The organism is Allobosea sp. (assembly GCF_051860145.1).
Classification (GTDB): Bacteria; Pseudomonadota; Alphaproteobacteria; order Rhizobiales; family Beijerinckiaceae; genus Allobosea.
The window spans coordinates 384,789-401,075 of record NZ_JBHYEM010000003.1 but is presented as its reverse complement, the minus strand read 5'-3'; the positions used below and the strand labels follow the sequence as shown (position 1 = coordinate 401,075).

At 65.1% G+C, this 16,287-nt stretch carries 20 protein-coding genes and 1 tRNA gene; 8 read left to right on the top strand and 13 right to left on the bottom strand.

Annotated features, from left to right (window positions below):
- The first annotated feature begins 124 nt into the window (after window positions 1-124).
- The 5 genes from ACTIF2_RS07630 (at window position 125) to ACTIF2_RS07610 (ending at window position 3,391) form a co-directional block, all read left to right on the top strand.
- Window positions 125-1,147, top strand: coding sequence for an alpha/beta hydrolase (locus ACTIF2_RS07630; RefSeq protein WP_439496505.1), 1,023 nt, complete (start codon window positions 125-127; stop codon window positions 1,145-1,147).
- 177 nt (window positions 1,148-1,324) lie between these two features.
- Window positions 1,325-1,690, top strand: coding sequence for a carboxymuconolactone decarboxylase family protein (locus ACTIF2_RS07625; RefSeq protein ID WP_439496440.1), 366 nt, complete (start codon window positions 1,325-1,327; stop codon window positions 1,688-1,690).
- An 8-nt stretch (window positions 1,691-1,698) separates the two neighbouring features.
- Window positions 1,699-2,169, top strand: a complete 471-nt coding sequence (locus tag ACTIF2_RS07620) for a (R)-mandelonitrile lyase (RefSeq protein ID WP_439496439.1) — start codon at window positions 1,699-1,701, stop codon at window positions 2,167-2,169.
- 13 nt (window positions 2,170-2,182) lie between these two features.
- The gene (locus tag ACTIF2_RS07615) at window positions 2,183-2,665 is read left to right on the top strand and encodes a cytochrome P460 family protein (protein ID WP_439496438.1); all 483 of its coding nucleotides are present in this window, start codon (window positions 2,183-2,185) and stop codon (window positions 2,663-2,665) included.
- A gap of 15 nt (window positions 2,666-2,680) precedes the next feature.
- Window positions 2,681-3,391: a DUF4405 domain-containing protein gene (locus tag ACTIF2_RS07610; RefSeq protein ID WP_439496437.1), complete on the top strand. Its 711-nt coding sequence runs from the start codon at window positions 2,681-2,683 to the stop codon at window positions 3,389-3,391.
- Here the strand turns inward: ACTIF2_RS07610 and ACTIF2_RS07605 are convergent.
- The 3 genes from ACTIF2_RS07605 to ACTIF2_RS07595 form a co-directional block, all read right to left on the bottom strand.
- Window positions 3,379-4,272 carry a LysR family transcriptional regulator gene (locus ACTIF2_RS07605; RefSeq protein WP_439496436.1) on the bottom strand — a complete coding sequence of 298 codons (894 nt, stop codon included), beginning with the start codon at window positions 4,270-4,272 and terminating at the stop codon, window positions 3,379-3,381. The two genes, ACTIF2_RS07610 and ACTIF2_RS07605, sit on opposite strands and share 13 nt — an antisense overlap.
- A 355-nt stretch (window positions 4,273-4,627) precedes the next feature.
- On the bottom strand, window positions 4,628-5,710 hold the full coding sequence (locus ACTIF2_RS07600) for a M10 family metallopeptidase C-terminal domain-containing protein (protein ID WP_439496435.1): 1,083 nt from the start codon (window positions 5,708-5,710) through the stop codon (window positions 4,628-4,630).
- Window positions 5,711-6,096: 386 nt separating this feature from the next.
- Window positions 6,097-6,186: transfer RNA gene (locus ACTIF2_RS07595), tRNA-Ser, on the bottom strand.
- Between the two features lie 304 nt (window positions 6,187-6,490).
- Here ACTIF2_RS07595 and ACTIF2_RS07590 point away from each other — a divergent pair.
- The 3 genes from ACTIF2_RS07590 to ACTIF2_RS07580 all read left to right on the top strand — a co-directional run bounded on the left by ACTIF2_RS07590 (window position 6,491) and on the right by ACTIF2_RS07580 (window position 8,360).
- Complete coding sequence (locus ACTIF2_RS07590) at window positions 6,491-7,207, top strand: 50S ribosomal protein L21 (protein WP_439496434.1); 717 nt, start codon at window positions 6,491-6,493, stop codon at window positions 7,205-7,207.
- A 99-nt stretch (window positions 7,208-7,306) separates the two neighbouring features.
- Entirely contained in the window at window positions 7,307-7,573 is a 267-nt protein-coding gene (rpmA, locus tag ACTIF2_RS07585) for a 50S ribosomal protein L27 (RefSeq protein WP_439496433.1), read from the top strand.
- A gap of 151 nt (window positions 7,574-7,724) precedes the next feature.
- On the top strand, window positions 7,725-8,360 hold the full coding sequence (locus tag ACTIF2_RS07580) for a GNAT family N-acetyltransferase (protein ID WP_439496432.1): 636 nt from the start codon (window positions 7,725-7,727) through the stop codon (window positions 8,358-8,360).
- A gap of 167 nt (window positions 8,361-8,527) precedes the next feature.
- On the opposite strand, the gene denD (ACTIF2_RS07575) is transcribed toward ACTIF2_RS07580, so the two are convergent.
- From denD (ACTIF2_RS07575) to ACTIF2_RS07530, 10 genes are all read right to left on the bottom strand, one after another.
- Window positions 8,528-9,511, bottom strand: a complete 984-nt coding sequence (gene denD, locus ACTIF2_RS07575) for a D-erythronate dehydrogenase (RefSeq protein ID WP_439496431.1) — start codon at window positions 9,509-9,511, stop codon at window positions 8,528-8,530.
- Window positions 9,512-9,539: 28 nt separating this feature from the next.
- A complete protein-coding gene (denD, locus tag ACTIF2_RS07570; RefSeq protein ID WP_439496430.1) occupies window positions 9,540-10,544 on the bottom strand; it encodes a D-erythronate dehydrogenase in 1,005 nt (334 codons plus the stop codon).
- A 19-nt stretch (window positions 10,545-10,563) separates the two neighbouring features.
- Window positions 10,564-11,310, bottom strand: coding sequence for an SDR family oxidoreductase (locus tag ACTIF2_RS07565; protein ID WP_439496429.1), 747 nt, complete (start codon window positions 11,308-11,310; stop codon window positions 10,564-10,566).
- A 25-nt stretch (window positions 11,311-11,335) separates the two neighbouring features.
- Window positions 11,336-11,782, bottom strand: coding sequence for a GNAT family N-acetyltransferase (locus ACTIF2_RS07560; protein ID WP_439496428.1), 447 nt, complete (start codon window positions 11,780-11,782; stop codon window positions 11,336-11,338).
- A gap of 1 nt (window position 11,783) precedes the next feature.
- Window positions 11,784-12,461, bottom strand: a complete 678-nt coding sequence (locus ACTIF2_RS07555) for a GNAT family N-acetyltransferase (RefSeq protein ID WP_439496427.1) — start codon at window positions 12,459-12,461, stop codon at window positions 11,784-11,786.
- A complete protein-coding gene (locus ACTIF2_RS07550) occupies window positions 12,458-12,784 on the bottom strand; it encodes a hypothetical protein (RefSeq protein ID WP_439496426.1) in 327 nt (108 codons plus the stop codon). The genes ACTIF2_RS07555 and ACTIF2_RS07550 overlap by 4 nt, the downstream gene beginning before the upstream one ends.
- Entirely contained in the window at window positions 12,781-13,620 is an 840-nt protein-coding gene (locus tag ACTIF2_RS07545) for an isocitrate lyase/PEP mutase family protein (protein WP_439496425.1), read from the bottom strand. Before ACTIF2_RS07545 ends, ACTIF2_RS07550 begins: the two co-directional genes overlap by 4 nt.
- A 185-nt stretch (window positions 13,621-13,805) precedes the next feature.
- The gene (locus ACTIF2_RS07540; RefSeq protein WP_439496424.1) at window positions 13,806-14,063 is read right to left on the bottom strand and encodes a hypothetical protein; all 258 of its coding nucleotides are present in this window, start codon (window positions 14,061-14,063) and stop codon (window positions 13,806-13,808) included.
- 34 nt (window positions 14,064-14,097) lie between these two features.
- Window positions 14,098-14,316 carry a hypothetical protein gene (locus ACTIF2_RS07535; protein ID WP_439496423.1) on the bottom strand — a complete coding sequence of 73 codons (219 nt, stop codon included), beginning with the start codon at window positions 14,314-14,316 and terminating at the stop codon, window positions 14,098-14,100.
- A 28-nt stretch (window positions 14,317-14,344) separates the two neighbouring features.
- Complete coding sequence (locus tag ACTIF2_RS07530) at window positions 14,345-16,180, bottom strand: IlvD/Edd family dehydratase (RefSeq protein ID WP_439496422.1); 1,836 nt, start codon at window positions 16,178-16,180, stop codon at window positions 14,345-14,347.
- Between the last annotated feature and the right edge of the window lie 107 nt (window positions 16,181-16,287).

Genomic DNA, 16,287 nt, shown 5'->3' with positions numbered 1-16,287 from the left:
CCCGTCATTCGCAAAAGCGAGAAAGACGATCGAAATGATCAACGCAGTCATCAACAAAAGCAGGCGCGAGTTCCTCGGAAGCTCGGGGCTTGTTCTATCAGGCGCAGTGTTAGGAGTTTCAGCAATGACCAATGCCGCCGCTGTCGCAGCGGACTTCAAGCAGAATCCGTTCACCCTGGTCTATGACGGTGCGATCACGAAGAACGAGCCGGGCAAGGTCAATATCCACCCGGTCAAATACAGGCTCAACGGGCTGGACATCGTCGCCAACGTCTACACCCCGGCGAACTACGATCCGAGCCAAAAATATCCCGCCATCGTCGTGGCGCACCCGAATGGCGGGGTGAAGGAACAGGTCGCGGGCCTCTATGCCCAGCGCCTGGCGGAACAGGGCTACATCGCGATCACCGCGGATGCCGCCTATCAGGGCGGCAGCGGCGGCCAGCCGCGCAGCGTGGACAAGCCCCAGTTCCGCATCGAGGACATCCATGGCGCGGCGGACTTCATCACCCGCCATCCGGGCGTCGATGTCGCGCGCCTCGGCCTGCTCGGCATCTGCGGCGGCGGCGGATATTCGTTGGCCGCGGCGAAAACCGACAAGCGTTTCAAGTCGGTCGCGACCTTGAGCATGTTCAACTCGGGACGGGTTCGTCGCAACGGCTTCGCGGATTCGCAACTGAAGACGATCCAGGAGCGCCTGCAGCAGGTTTCGCAGGCCCGCGGTCAGGAGATGGCCGGCGGAGGCATCCTCTATGCAGGCGATGCGAACCTGACCGACGAGCAGATCGCCAAGCTGCCGTTCGAAATGTACCGGCAGGGTTACGAGTACTACTGGAAGACGCACGCTCATCCCAACTCGACCTTCAAGTACACGATGAGCAGCTTGCTGGATCTGATGCGCTGGGATGCCACGGATCAGATCGAGCTGATCGACCAGCCCCTGCTGATGATCGCGGGCAGCAAGGCCGACAGCCTGTACATGACCGAGGACGCATTCCCCAAGGCCACCGGCACGACGGACAAGGAACTGTTCAAGATCGAGGGCGCGACACATATCGAAACCTACTGGGTTCCCGAATATGTCGACGCCGCGATGGGCAAGCTGGCGCCGTTCTTCGCCAGAACACTTGTCTCCGGTCGTTCGTAACTACGGGCTGTTGGCTTATCGCCGGGGTTCCACTGAAATCTTTGGCAACATGACGTCCCGGCTCCGTTCCGGGGCGTCATGTCCTCCCCCAACTTCGAGGAGTCACGCGCGTTGAAGACGCTCACCAGAAATCTGTTCGTCGCAGCCGGCCTGCTTCTGTCCGGAGGAGTTTCCACCATGGCAATCGCGCAAAGCCAGCCTCCCGCCGCCTCCGGTGCGGCTCCCTCCAAGCCGCCGTCACGCGCGCAGCAGCTGATGGGTGACATCGCGCCGAAGATGGCGGAGCTCACGGACAACGTCCTGTTCGGCGACATCTGGGAGCGTCCGGGCCTCTCCAAGCGCGACCGCAGCCTCGTCACCGTCAGCGCGCTGGTCGCGATGAACCGTCCCGATCAGCTCCGCTCCCACCTCGCCCTGGCGCGGCAGAATGGCGTGACCGAGACGGAGCTGGTCGAGGCGATCACGCAGCTCGCCTTCTACGCGGGCTGGCCGAACGCCATCACGGCGGTCGGGGTCGCCCGTGAAGTCTTCAAGTCGAAATGAAAGCCGGGATGATCGCTCCAGTCCTCACCTTGCTCGCCATGTTGCTGCCGATAGCCTCCGCCCTGGCCCAGACCAGCCAGGAGGTCGTCGTCCAGCGCGCCGGCTCCCAGAAGACGAGCATGGGCGGCGCCCAGAATTTCACCGGAACGGTCCGTGTCGACGGCCGCTTCCAGGGCAGCGCGCCGGCGCGGGTCAGCGGCGGCACGGTGACCTTCGAACCCGGTGCGCGCACCGCCTGGCACACCCACCCGCTCGGCCAGACGCTGATCGTCACGGCCGGTGTCGGGCTGGTGCAGCATTGGGACGGTGCGGTCCAGGAAATCCGCCCCGGCGATACTGTCTGGATCCCGCCTGGCGTGAAGCACTGGCACGGCGCAGCGCCGACCACTGGCATGACGCATGTCGCCATCTCGGAGGCACAGGACGGCAAGACCGTGGATTGGCTGGAGCACGTCTCGGACGAGCAGTACCGGCGCTAGAAACGAGACGAAGATGAAAATCCCTGCATTCCAGATCGCCCTGGCGAGCCTGTCCATGGCGGCTGTTCTCACCGTCGGCTGGCAGGTCCACGCCGAAGCAACGCGGGTCACATTCCCGCAGCTCGACAAGCTCGTGCACTACACCACCGTGCGGCGCGGCAACGTCATGGAGCACATCATGACGACGCCCGAGGCGATCAAGGCGATCCGGGATCGCCAGCCCGTGCCCGCCGGCACGCATTTCGTGCTCGTCGACCACCGGGACGGCAAGCTCTTCCGCTATTTCGTGATGGAGAAGGGCGCAGGCTGGGGGGCGGACTATGATGAGCGCCGCCGCACCGGCGACTGGCAGTTCCAGTGGTTCTGGCCCGACAAGACGATCAATACCGCAGAGAACACCGCTCGCTGCCAGTCCTGCCACAGCAGCCAGTCGGGAGCAGAGTATCTTTTCACCGGCTCCCGGATTCCCCGCTTCAACGGCACGCCGATCGAGTAGACGGGGAAACGCGAGGTGAGCCGTCTTTTTCTGTCCCGTTTGTGGCTCGATAGCCTGACCGCGGTCCTGTTGCTGCTCGGCTTCGCCTATTGGTGGCTGGGCAACGCGGTCCATGAGCTGGCGGGGACGGCGATGTTCCTGCTGCTCATCGCGCATAATCTCTTCAATCGGCGCTGGTGGGGTGGGATTGCGCGGACACGGCGCGAGCCTCGCAGCCTGTTCAATGTCGGCATAACCTTCGCGTTGCTGACCACCATGCTGGCGCTGCTCGTCACCAGCGTGCTGATCTCGAACGCGTTGTCGAGCGTCCTTCCGCCCTGGGGCGGCTTCACGGTGCGGCAGATCCATACGCTCGCGGCCTATTGGGCCCTGGTGATCGTCGCGATCCATCTCGGCCTGCGCTGGCCGCTGCTGATGGGAGTGGCGCGCAACCTGTTCGGGATCAGGGAACCAAACGCGCTGCGCACGCTCCTGCTGCGGGCGATGGCAGTGGCCATCGCGATCCATGGCGTCTGGAGTTTCCTGCAGCTCGGTCTGGGCACGAAGCTTTCGATGCAGATGACGCTGGACTGGTGGAACTTCGAGGAATCGGTCGTGGGTTTTTTCGTCCATTGCGCGGCCGTCGCCGGGCTCGTCATGGTCGTCACCTATTACGGCCTGAAGCTGCTTCAGCTCGGTCAATCCGCCAGGGGCCATGCCTTCTGGCAGCGGCATCAACCGCGATAGCGCAGGACGTCGACGAGGACCGACAAGGCCGGCGAGAAATGCCGCCGGCTCGGATAGTAGAGGTGATAGCCGGGGAATGGCGGGCACCAGTCCTCGAGCACCCGCATGAGGCGGCCCGCACGGATATGCGGGATCGCCTGATCCTCAGGTATGTAGGTCAGCCCGAGCCCGTCGAGCGCCGAATTCAGCCGCAGTGCGAGGCTATTGAACACGAGCTGTCCCTCGCCACGGACCTTGACCTCACGGCCGTCCTTTTCCAGCCCCCAGGGAAACAGCCCACCATAGGTCGGGAGACGAGACGCGATGCAGTTGTGAGAGGTCAGGTCCTGCGGGGTCTCTGGAACGCCATAGCGCTTGAAATAAGCCGGCGACCCGATCACGGCCATGCGCATCTCAGGGCCGATCCGGACGGCGATCATGTCCTTTGCAAGCTGTTCGCCCAAGCGCACCCCCGCGTCGTAACCCGCCGCCACGATATCGACGAGACCATAGTCGACGATGATCTCGACCTTGATGTCGGGATGATCCGGCAGGAAGCGCCTCAGGGCCGGCTGCAGGGCCGAGATCGCCGCATGTTCGCCGGCCGTGATGCGGATCGTTCCGGCTGGCTTGCCTCGCAATTCGCCGAGCGCTGCGATTTCCGCCTCGATTTCCTCGAACCGTGGCCCGACCGTCTCCAGCAGCCTGAGGCCGGCTTCCGTCGGCGCCACGCTGCGCGTGGTACGGGTCAGCAGCCGGAGCTTGAGCCGCTCCTCGAGCCCCTTGATGGTCTGGCTCAACGCCGATTGCGAGACACCCAGCTTGGCGCCGGCCTTGGTGAAGCTGCGCTCCCGCGCCACCATGGCGAAGGCGGCGAGATCGTTGAAGTTCGGCTGCGCCATTGATTAGGGTGCCTTATGAGCTCTGCCTGATTATAGCTCCTGATCCTTGCGATCTGCAGGCGCTCGGCGCGCCTTGTCGGCTTTCCTCTCCGGATCGTGAGGTGAGCCCTGCAAACGCGGATATTCGGCAAGCAACCAGGTCGTACCGCTCGATGCGCAACGACAATGATCGGTTCGGCAAGATAGGCGGCGTCTGGATCGATCGCGCGTCTGAATGAGAAAAGCCCGGTTCCCTTTCGGGGTACCGGGCTTGAATGACCGTCGTCGCCTGTAGGCGAACGGTCGCTACTCGTGGCTCCTAGCCTGGAGCAGATCTACCTGAGCCGGGCCTCGGGCAGCTGGATCATCTATGCCATCAGAGGATGAAGTCCCATTCCCTCAGCAAAGTCTTTGCGAGGTTCAGGCTCACCGTCGAGTTATCGGCAAGGGTGATGGTGCCGCCTTCGTCCGTCGCATCCAACAGATCCTGAAACGTCGCGAACTCATAGCCGCTGAGATCAACCCGGTCCTTGCCGGGTTCGAAGTCCGTGATGGTGCTTGTCGTCTGCCGATTGCCCGGTTCGGGGGGGTTGATAAGACCGGGCATGAAAACGAACGTGTCCCTGCCCCTGCCGCCTGTGAGTTCATTCTCGACGGCGAGCAAGGGAAAACCAAAACTCCCCAATGAGCGGCCGGCGACGAGGGTATCGTTACCATCACCGCCAAAGAGAGCATTCGAAGCAGTGGCAGTGTGTTCAACCGAGCCACCGATCACCGTATCGTCGCCAGCACCGCCATACAGGTTGTTGATGACGGTGCCCCTGACGGTCCCGCTTGCGCCTGTCAGGACATCGTCCCCCTGATCGCCGAAAAAGTGGGTCTCGATGATGCCCTCCCGCGTAGATCCGCCTGTGAGAACGTCGTCGCCTCGGCCACCAGAAAAATAGCTGAAGACAAACCTATTGTTGGCGGAGCTGCCGATGCCGACATCGTTGCCGGCCCCGCCGTCGAAATACTCGGTTATCTCTCCGCGCGTTGCGGAGCCGCCCAAATACTCGTCATCACCATTGCCGCCGGAAAAGTGGTTCTCAAGCGATCCGCTGATGGCGTTACCACTTGTGAAGCGGTCGTCACCGTTGTCGCCAAAAGCATGGGTGACGACGACCCCTCCAAAAGATAAACCTCCGCTGACTCCAAAAGATGCATCTCCGCCTCTGATGTCGTCATTGCCGTTGCCACCGGACAAGTAGTTTTCGACGCGTCCGCCGTTGGCTAACCCGCCGTGAATGGTGTCGTGGCCGTTGCCTCCGAAAAGAGCATTGATGACAAAGCCTTCAGGTGACAGGGAGTTACCGCCCCGGATGTCATCGTGCCCGTTGCCGCCGTCAAAAAAGTTCACGACGAGCTCTCCGGTTGAGTCATCACCGGTCCACGTCTCATTCTTATTGATCTTAGGCATGTGCTACCCCCCCCGCCGCCAGACAGGTCATGTCTGGGCTCTTTGGTGAAGTCTTGCCTGTGCTGTGACGCTGGCCTGCATGGTGGCTCTACCGGCGTCCGCCCCAGACTCCGACCTTGCGCTATAGCGGTTGAGTGTCTTTCACTTGATCGTTGTCAATAAATTCAGATGCCTATGAGAATGCGAGTAAGGCGTGCAGCTTCTGCTCGCCCGTGGTCCAACTCCCTCCTGAGCCTCCTGCGGTCTCGGCGGTCATCACGACAGCATCTCTGGTCTCGCAGCAGCTAACGCCGCCCCGGACTTTTTCAGATGGAGGGGTAAATGGTGGGGTAGCGACCCAGATCAGTACAAAAAGCGTCATAAATACAACGCCTTAGACTGAGGGGTGGCGGACAGGGAGGGATTTGAACCCCCGATACCCTTGCAGGTATGCCGCATTTCGAGTGCGGTGCATTCAACCACTCTGCCACCTGTCCGCGGTCGCCTTCGGTCGAAGCGGGCTGGTTACTACACGCCGCATCCGGCGGATACAAGTCTCCCGCGCGTCACAAATCCGACCGGGATCGGCCGGTTTGGCTTGACCTTCGCGGCCTGCGCGACTATCCAGCCTCGTCCGGCGTGGGGAAAACCCGCGCCCGATCTCTTTTGGCGTGCCGGTTCCGCTGCACTGCGGCCCACGTCTTCGAGAGTGAACCCGACCACGCAACCGACTGCCAAAAAGCCGTCCCGCGTGCGCCTTTCGAGGCACATGACAGGGCGGGGCTGAACATGGAGAGAATGATGTTCGCAGTCATCAAGACCGGCGGAAAGCAGTTCCGCGTCGCCGCCAACGACCGTATCACCATCGCCAAGCTCGAGGGCAACCCGGGCGACACCGTCGCTTTCGGTTCCGTGCTGATGCTGACTGACGGCGACAAGACCACGCTCGACGCCAAGGCGCTGGGCGAGATCACCGTCGCCGGCGAGATCGTCGAGCAGGCTCGCGGCGAGAAGGTCATCGCCTTCAAGAAGCGCCGCCGCCAGAACTCGAAGCGCAAGCGCGGCTTCCGCGCCGAGCTGACCATCGTGCGCATCACCGACATCCTCACCGGCGGCAAGAAGCCGGAGATGAAGAAGGGCGAAGCCGCCCCGGTCGCGCTCAAGGCCGCCTCGACCGAGGTGAAGGGCAAGGCTGCCGCCAAGCCCGCGGCCAAGAAGGCCGAGCCGAAAGCCGCCAAGGCGGAAGCCAAGGCCGAGGCTCTCGACGCGTCCAACCTCTCGCTGATCTCGGGCGTCGGCCCGACCATCGAGAAGAAGCTGCGCGCCGCCGGCATCACCTCCTGGAACGACATCGCCGCCTGGAGCGAGGCCGACGTCGCCAAGTGGGACGAAGAGCTCAAGCTGCGCGGCCGCGCGACCCGTGAGGAATGGGTCGAGCAGGCCAAGGAGCTCCTGGCCGGCAAGCCCCCGCGGGCGAAGGCCGATCAGGCAGAACTGGCTTCCGGCGAGGATTACTGACAGCTCCTGTCAGGCAGTCTTCGGCTTTCGCTCCGAATCGGGTGGCTTTCGCCGCCGATTCGGGTTAGAGAGACAACAGTAGTTTCGAGGTAGGGCGTTATGGCTCACAAAAAGGCAGGCGGCTCGTCCCGCAATGGTCGCGACTCCGAAAGCAAGCGCCTCGGCGTGAAGCGTTTCGGCGACCAGGCGGTCGTGGCCGGCAACATCATCATTCGTCAGCGCGGCACCAAATGGCATGCCGGCGTCAACGTTGGCATGGGCAAAGACCATACGCTCTTTGCCACGACCAACGGGCGAGTCCGATTCACGACGAAACTCGGCCGAGCTTTCGTGAACGTAGTCCCGGCCCAACAGGCCGCAGAGTAAAAGGCGGATAGGGAATTTCCTCGATCCGCCGGTTCCATCGAACCGATCGGATCAAGGGCAAGGCCCGAACAGGGTTTCCCGAGGTCAAGCGAAAGGGGAGATGGGACCAAAGTCCCAGCTCCCTTTTTCGTTTGCGCCGACGGAGAGACCGATGTTCCCCGAATTGACCCGCGACGATGTCTTCCGGCTCGAGACCCGCCGTCTCTGGCTGCGCTGGCCGCGCATGGCGGATTCCTCCGCCATCCTGCGGCTCGCCGGGGAGAAAGCCGTGGCGGAAATGACGGCCTCGATTCCGCATCCCTATCCGACGGATGCGGTCGAGCCCTTCATTTTCGCCATGCGCAAGGGCAATGCGCTCGGCGAGCATCTAGCGCTGGCGATCACGCCGCGCGCCCGGCCCAACGAGCTCATCGGCATGATCGGCGCCCATCCGCAGGCGACCGGCGTTCCCTTCATCGGCTACTGGCTCGGCACCCCGCATTGGGGCAAGGGCCAGGCGACCGAGGCGGTGCAGGCGCTGATCGACACGCTCTTCACCCTGCTCGACATCCCGGCGGTCGACGCGGATACCCGCGTCATCAACCCGGCCTCGCGCCGGGTGCTGGAGAAGTCCGGCTTCCGGCAGGAGGGCTCGTTCCTCAAGTCGCTGCCGGCGCGCGGCGGGCTGTTCCCCTGCGAGCAGTACCGGCTCGACCGCTCGACCTGGGCGGCGCTGAAGAGCTGGGGCTCGACCGGCTGGACCCATGCGCCGGAGATCGAGACCCCCGACGAGTTCTGCGTCGCGTGAGCCGTCCACTTGAAACGGGAACAGCCCCGGCTCGCGCCGGGGCTGTTTTGCTTTTGAGGGTGCGTGCAGCCAACGCGTCATTGCGAGGAGGCGCAGCCGACGAAGCAATCCAGGGGTATCGCGTACTTCCCTGGATTGCTTCGCTACGCTCGCAATGACGGTAGCGCCTATTTGACGAAATTGCCGCCGAGCTCGTCGTCGATATGGACGCGGATGATCTCCTCGAAGCTCGATTCCGCCTTGAAGCCGAGCGCGGTCGAGCGCTGCGGATTGAAGTTGCGTGGCCAGCCGGCGACGATGCCGTCGATCACCGGGTCCGGAACCCGCTTGATCCGCTTCACCACGTTCTCGCCGGCGACCTTGCGCAGCGCCTCGATCTGCTCGGCGACCGTCGCCGAATAGCCCGGCATGGTCAGGTTGCGGCGCGGGCCGATGGCATTGGTGTCCATCGTCGCAGCATGAATGAGGAAGCCGACGGCCGAGCGCGGCGAGGCGTGCCAGTGCCGGACCTGGTCGGAGACCGGCAGCACCGCCTCCTCGCCGTTCAGCGGTTCGCGGATGATGTTCGAGAAGAAGCCCGAGGCCGCCTTGTTCGGCTTGCCGGGGCGCACGCAAATGGTGGGCAGGCGGATGCCGACGCCCTCGAAGAAGCCGCGGCGCGTGTAGTCCGCCAGCAGCAATTCGCCGATTGCCTTCTGGGTGCCGTAGCTGGTCAGCGGCGTGGTGAAGAACTCGTCCTCGATCTTGTCATGGAAGGGCGCCCCGAAGACGGCGATCGAGGAGGTGAAGACGAGGCGCGGCCTGTAGCCGCCGCCGACCTTGCGGATCGCGTCGAAGAGATGGCGCGTGCCGTCGAGATTGATGCGGTAGCCCTTGTCGAAATCGGCCTCGGCCTCGCCGGAGACGATCGCGGCGAGATGCACGATCAGGTCGGGCTTGCCGGCGATCAGCGCCTCGGCCTCGCCTTCGATCGACAGGTCCGAGACGACAGCGTCGAAGGTGAAGGGCGTCGCTGCCGGCGCGCTGGCGGCGACGACGTCCTGCACTGTCACCTTGTCGACGGCCTTGCCTCCGAGCTGGCCGTCATGGGCCAGCCTTTCGATGAATTTGCGGCCGACCATGCCGGCGCCGCCGATAACGAGAATATGCATTGGGGTTTCCCCTCTGGTTGGTTGCTTGTCAGTTCGGAAGGCGGCCGCCGAGATCGTCCTCGATATGGACGCGGATGATCTCGTCGAAATCCTGTTCGGCCTTGAAGCCGAGCGCGAGCGCGCGCTTCGCCTCGAAACCGGTTGGCCAGCCGGAGACGATATCGGTGACCGCCTTGTCGGGCGCGCGGCGGATCAGCTTGACCGCCTTGTCGCCGGCGACGCGCCGCAGCGCCGCGATCTGCTCGCCGACCGAGCAGAACACGCCCGGCATGGTCAGGTTGATGCGCGGGCCGAGCGCTTCGCGCGTCAGCCCGGCGGCATGGATCAGGAAGCCGACGGCCGAGCGCGGGCTGGCATGGGTGAAGACGAGATCGTCGCCGACCGGCAGCATCGCCTCCAGTCCCTGCAGCGGCTCGCGGATGATGCCGGAGAAGAAGCCGCCGGCCGAGGCGTTCGGCTTGCCGGGGCGCACGACGATCGAGGGGAAGCGGATTCCGACGCCGTCGACGAGCCCGCGCCGCGAATAGTCGGCGAGCAGCAATTCGCCGATCGCCTTCTGCGCGCCGTAGGAGGTCAGCGGCGTCGCATGGAACTCGTCCGGGATCACGGCGGGATAGGGCGCGCCAAAGATGCCGCTCGAGGAGGAGAAGACGAGGCGCGGCACATAGGCGCCGTGACTTGAATTATTCTTGGCGCTCTCCTGCCGGATCGCCTCGAGCAGGTTGCGCGTGCCGTCGAGATTGATCCGGTAGCCCTTGTCGAAATCGCGCTCCGCCTCGCCGGAAATGATCGCGGCGAGATGGAAGATCAGGTCGGGACGCGTGCCGGCCAGCTCGGCCGCGGTTGCCGCATCGGCGAAATCCTCGGTGCGGGTCGCGACCGGCCCGGCGAAGCCCGAGGGCTTTGCCGGCGCGACGATGTCGGTCAGGGTCAGCCGGCTGATCGGCCTGCCGGCGCAGGAGCCGTCGCGCGCCAGGCGTTCGACGAGCTTGCGGCCGACCATGCCGGCCGCGCCTGTGACGAGAACATGCATGAGGCCTGCGCCCTCCTTGTCAGAGTGCGAAACCGCCATCGGCGAGATGGATCTGCCCGGTGGTGTAGCTCGCCTCGTCCGAGGCAAGATAGACCGCGAGCCAGGCGATCTCCTCGGCGGTGCCGAGGCGGCCCATGGGCTGGCGGTCGATGAAGGCCTGGCGGGCGGCCGCCTCGCTGGTCTTGGTCACCTTGGCGAGATCGGTGATGCGCTGGTCGAGCGAGGGCGACTGGATCGTGCCCGGGCAGATCGCGTTGGCACGGACGCCCTTCTTGATGTAGTCGGCCGCGACCGCCTTGGTCAGGCCGATCACCGCCGCCTTGCTCGCGCCATAGACATAGCGGTTCGGGATGCCGCGCACCGAGCCGGCGCCGGACGCGATATTGACGATCGAGCCCGAGCCCTTGGCCAGCATGGCCGGCAGGAAGGCCTTGATCGTGCGGTGCATCGATTTGACGTTGAGGTCGAAGGAGAAGTCCCAGGCCTTGTCGTCGGTGTCGAGCACGGTGCCGTGATGGACGAAGCCGGCGGCGTTGACGAGGATGTCGACCGGGCCGACCTTCTCGGCGAAGGCTTCGACCGCCTTGGTCGAGAGCACGTCGAGCTTGCGCTTCTTCGCCTTCGGAATGCTCTCCAGCAGCGCCACGTCCTTGTCCGTCGCCCAGACCGTCGCGCCCTCGGCGACGAAGGCTTCCGCGATCGCGCGGCCAATGCCCTGTCCGGCGGCGGTGACGACCGCGACCTTGCCCTTCAAACGTCCTGCCATGTCGCTTCTTCCCTTATTTATCCGATTACTGGAGGCTCTTGCGCATATGGACCAGTCGGCGGTCCGGCAGATCCTCATAGTGGGTGATTCGGTAGCCGAGCCGCTCGTACCAGCCGATGCGGTCGCTGAGCTTGGCATGCGTGTAGAGATGGACGGCGTCGTGGCCGAGCGCCCGGGCTCGCTCCTCGGTGAAGTCCATCAGCATCGAGCCGACCTTCTTGCCGGTGGCCGCCGGGGCGACGGCGATGCTCCAGAGCGTGAACTTCGCCGGCTCCTCCTCGAGCACCAGGACGCCGTCGAGCGCCCCGTCGCTTTCGGCAAGCCAGACCTCATGCTCGGCCAGCACCTGGCGATAGTCGGCGATGCGCGGCAGCGAGGGCACGCCGATGATGCTCTCGTTCGGCAGATAGGCGGCGTCGGTCAGCGCGACGATCGCGGGGATGTCGTCCGACGAAGCGCGGCGCAGAGGCACGTCAGGCGGCTCCCGCATTCTTCATGACATCGGCGAGCGAGGTCCTTTGCTGGCCTTGCGCATCGAAATTCTCAGGCGAGAGCCAACGCCGGAAGGCCTGGGCTCTGCCCGGCCATTCGCCGTCGAGGATCGAGAACCAGGCGGTGTCGCGGTTCTGCCCCTTCACCACCATGTGCTGCCGGAACAGCCCCTCATACTGGAAGCCGAAGCGCAGGGCGGCGCGCTTGGAGGGCTCGTTGCGGTCGTTGCATTTCCATTCGTAGCGGCGATAGCCGAGCGAGAAGCCGTAATCGCCGACCAGATAGATCGCTTCGGTCGCCATCGGCGTGCGCTGCATGCTGGGCGAATAGGTGATCCAGCCGACCTCGAAGACGCCGTGGGCCGGCCTGATCTCCATGATCCAGAGATGGCCCTTGGCCTTGCCGTCGGCCTTGTCGATGACGGCGAGCGGCACGATGGCCTTGTTCTCCGCCATGCCGGCGAGCAGGGCGCGGTAGGTCTCCTTGTCCTTCGGGGGCAAGGCCGGAAGCCAGTCCCAGACCCGCTCCTGGCCGGCATTGGCGGCCCAGATATCGTCGAGATGGCGCGCGACGTCGAGCGGCTCAAGCCGGCAATAGCGGCCCTCGAGGACCTTGGTCGGAGGAAAGGGCGGGGCCTTCCAGTCGGGCGAGAGCGTCATGATTCCACCTTCCCATGCCATCCGGACAAATCGAGCGAGACCTGCCAGCCGGAGCCGAGTTCCGCTGAGGCGGCATGGGCGAGCGCGCCGCCTTCCGCCTCCCAGGCCAGCCGCTCGACCTCACTGGCGAAGCGGGAGGCCGCCTCGTTCGCCTCGTCATAGATCGCGTCGAACGCATCCATCCAGGCCTCCAGCCGGTCGGCGAAGGCCTCGGAGAGACCGACATCCTCGGCATCGACGGCCCGGCGCCTGCCCTTGGCGTCGAGCGTCCACAGGCCGCTTCGCCCGAGCCATTCGGGCGCGATGACGAGCGTTCCGCTCACGAGCGCGCCTTGAGATCGTCCTCGAAGAACAGGTTGAGTGGCGCCGAGGGGCCATTGCCGGCAAAGCCGGCGAAGCTGCCGTCCTGCGCGATCAGCCGCGTTGCCTCGATGAAGGCGGCCCAGGCGGCGCGCGCCAGCGCGGCGCCGATCGAGATGCGGCGGACGCCGAGCGCGGCGATGTCCGACACGCTCAGGCCGAAATCGGCATAGACCAGCGCATTGACCGGCTTGCCGCCGGCGGCTGCGACGATGGCCGAGATCTGCTCGCGGGTCTTCGGGCCGGGCGCATAGAGCACGTCGGCGCCGGCCTGCGCATAGGCGGCGATGCGCCTGACGGATTCGTTCAACGGATCGGCATGGCCGGTGAGGAAGCATTCGGCCCGCGCCGTCAGCAGCACGCCGGAGCCGGTCTCGTCGATGGCGCGCCGGGCCGCCTTGATCCGCTCCACGGCGAGCTCGAAGGCGTAGAGCGGCTCGTCCGCGCGGCCAGTCGCATCCTCGATCGAAAGCCCGGCGACGCCGGTCGCGACGCAGGCCTTCACATTGGCCGCGACATCGGCCGGCTCGTCGGCATAGCCGTTCTCGAAATCGGCATTGACCGGCAGGTCGGGAACCGCCTTCACCAGCTCCGCGAGATGGGCGAGCATCATGTCGCGCGGCACGTCCTGGTCGGCGCGTCCCTGCGTGAAGGCGAAGCCGGCGCTGGTCGAGGCGAGCGCCTTGAAGCCCTGGCCGCGCAGCCAGCGCGCCGAGCCGACATCCCAGGGATTGGGCATTACGAAGCAGCCGGACTCATGGAGCGCGCGGAATGCGGCGATCTGGGTGCTGCTGGTCATTTTAAATCGTTTCAGATGAGCTCAGCGCGAGCGATGGCCCATACTGTCCGGGCCACGGTCGTTTGTCAGCCCTTGATCTCATGCGCCAGGGCTCGGCACCGATGCGCAGCCGGCATGGAGGCCGGCTCATCCGCGCCGCCCAGCAGGGCGAATGCAGTTCTCGCGTCATCCAGAGCCCGCCCGTTTCAGCCGAGAATGCTGCCGATAACGAGGATCACCAGCCCGATCAGCACGATCGCACCGGCATAGATCGCGTAGAAGAATGTCGCCAGGCCGATGAGCGGCAGTGCGACCGCGCCGATGATCGCGCCCGTGACGATCATGCCCGAGCCACGCCGCCAATGCGCAACGGCGCCGCCGAGCAAGGCGCCGAGACCCGCCAGCAGGCCGGCCAGGATCAGCGGCTGCCGGTCGAGCCCGGTCAGATCAGACAGCCACTCCATCATGCGCTCCGTCCGGGGCTCGAATAACGCTCCCTCATAGAAAGAGCACGAAAGCCGCGAGCACGAGAAGTCCGATGAAGGGCGAGCCGAAATAGGCCGCGAGCAGCAAATGGATCAGCAGCGCCGCAGCGGCGCCGAGGCCGGCTGCGAGCCAGGCGGCCATGGATCGATCGCGGGCGAGATGCCGGCCGGCAAGCCCGCCCAGCAGTGCAACCAGCACTGCCAGAGCGGAGCCGAAGACGTCGAAGGTCATAGCGGGAAGGCCGCTTCAGGCTTTCCCGTCAGTGGTTGTCGCGCGGCACGCCGAACTTCTTGTGGATCTTCTGGTACTTGACCGCCGGCTTCAGGACCATGCCCTCGGAGAGCTCGCCAACGATCTTGCGCTGGATCTCCTGCCAGGGCGTCTGGCTCTTCGGGTACTTGTAGCCGCCGGCCGCCTTGAGCGCGGCGCGGCGCTCCTCGAGCTCCTTGTCGGAGATCAGGATGTTGGCCGTGCGCTTCTTGAGGTCGATGCGGACCTTGTCGCCGGTCTTGAGCAGCGCGAGCCCGCCGCCGGTCGCCGCTTCCGGCGAGGCGTTGAGGATCGAGGGCGAGCCAGAGGTGCCGGACTGGCGCCCGTCGCCGATGCAGGCGAGCGCGGTGACGCCCTTCTTGATCAGGTAATCCGGCGGCCGCATGTTCACGACCTCGGCGGCGCCCGGATAGCCGATCGGGCCGACGCCGCGAATGAACAGGACCGAGTGCTCGTCGATGTTGAGCGCCGGATCGTCGATGCGGTGGTGATAGTCCTCCGGCCCGTCGAAGACGATGGCCTTGCCCTCGAAGGCCATCGGGTCCTTCGGGTTCTCGAGATAGCGCTGGCGGAATTCGGGCGTGATCACGCTGGTCTTCATGATCGCGGAATCGAACAGGTTGCCGCGCAGGTTGAGGAAGCCCGACTGCTTCTTCATCGGCTCGTCATAGGTCTTGATGACGCGACGGTCCTCGGAGAAGAAGCCTTCGCAATTCTCGATCAGGGTCTTGCCGTTGGCGGTCAGCGCCGGCTTGAGCTTGCCCTTGGCGACGAGCTCCGCGATCACGGCGGGCAGGCCGCCGGCGCGGTAGTAATCCTCGCCGAGATATTCGCCGGCCGGCTGCAGGTTGACCAGGAGCGGAATGTCGTAGCCGATCGCCGTCCAGTCCTCGTTGTCGAGCGGCACGCCGATATGCTTGGCGATGGCGTTGACATGGACGGGCGCATTGGTCGAGCCGCCGATCGCCGAGTTGACGACGATGGTGTTCTCGAGGGCCTCGCGCGTCAGGATCTTCGAGGGGATCAGGTTCTCCCAGACCATCTCGACGATGCGCCGGCCGGTCAGGTAGGCCATCTCGTAGCGGTCGCGGTAGGGGGCCGGGATCGCCGCCGCGCCGGGCAAGGTCATGCCCATCGCCTCGGCCAGCGAGTTCATGGTCGAGGCGGTGCCCATGGTGTTGCAATGGCCGGCCGAGGGCGCGGATGAGGCGACAAGGTCGACGAAGCCGCGATAGTCGATCTCGCCGGCCGCCATCATCTGGCGCGCCTTCCAGACGATCGTGCCCGAGCCGGTGCGCTCGCCGCGGAAGGAGCCGTTGAGCATCGGCCCGCCCGGCAGGGCGATGGCCGGGATGTCGACGGTCGCCGCCGCCATGATCTGCGCCGGCGTGGTCTTGTCGCAGCCGGTGGTCAGCACGACGCCGTCGAGCGGGTAGCCGTAGAGGATCTCGACGAGCGAGAGATATTGCAGGTTGCGGTCGAGCGCCGCGGTCGGGCGCTTGCAGGTTTCCTGGATCGGATGGATCGGGAACTCGAAGGGCACGCCGCCCATCTCGCGGATGCCGTCGCGGACGCGGTGGGCGAGCTCGAGGTGATGGCGGTTGCAGGGCGCGATGTCGGAGCCGGTCTGGGCGATGCCGATGATCGGGCGGCCCGATTGCAGCTCCTCGCGCGACAGGCCGAAATTCATGGTTCGCTCGATATAGAGCGCGGTCATGTCGGCATTGGCGGGGTTGTCGAACCAGGCCTTGGAGCGCAGCTGCTCCGGCTTGATCCGGCGCACCGGCTTCTTTCCAGGCGTCTTCCCCGCAGGCGTCTTGGCCATTCCCGTTGTTCCCTCTTGCCCTCTCGTGCCGGCCCGCAGCCTTCGCGCCGCTTCGCCGCAAGTCGTTTAAATCGATTTGACCGCTCAATCTCGCCAATCGCCGCCGG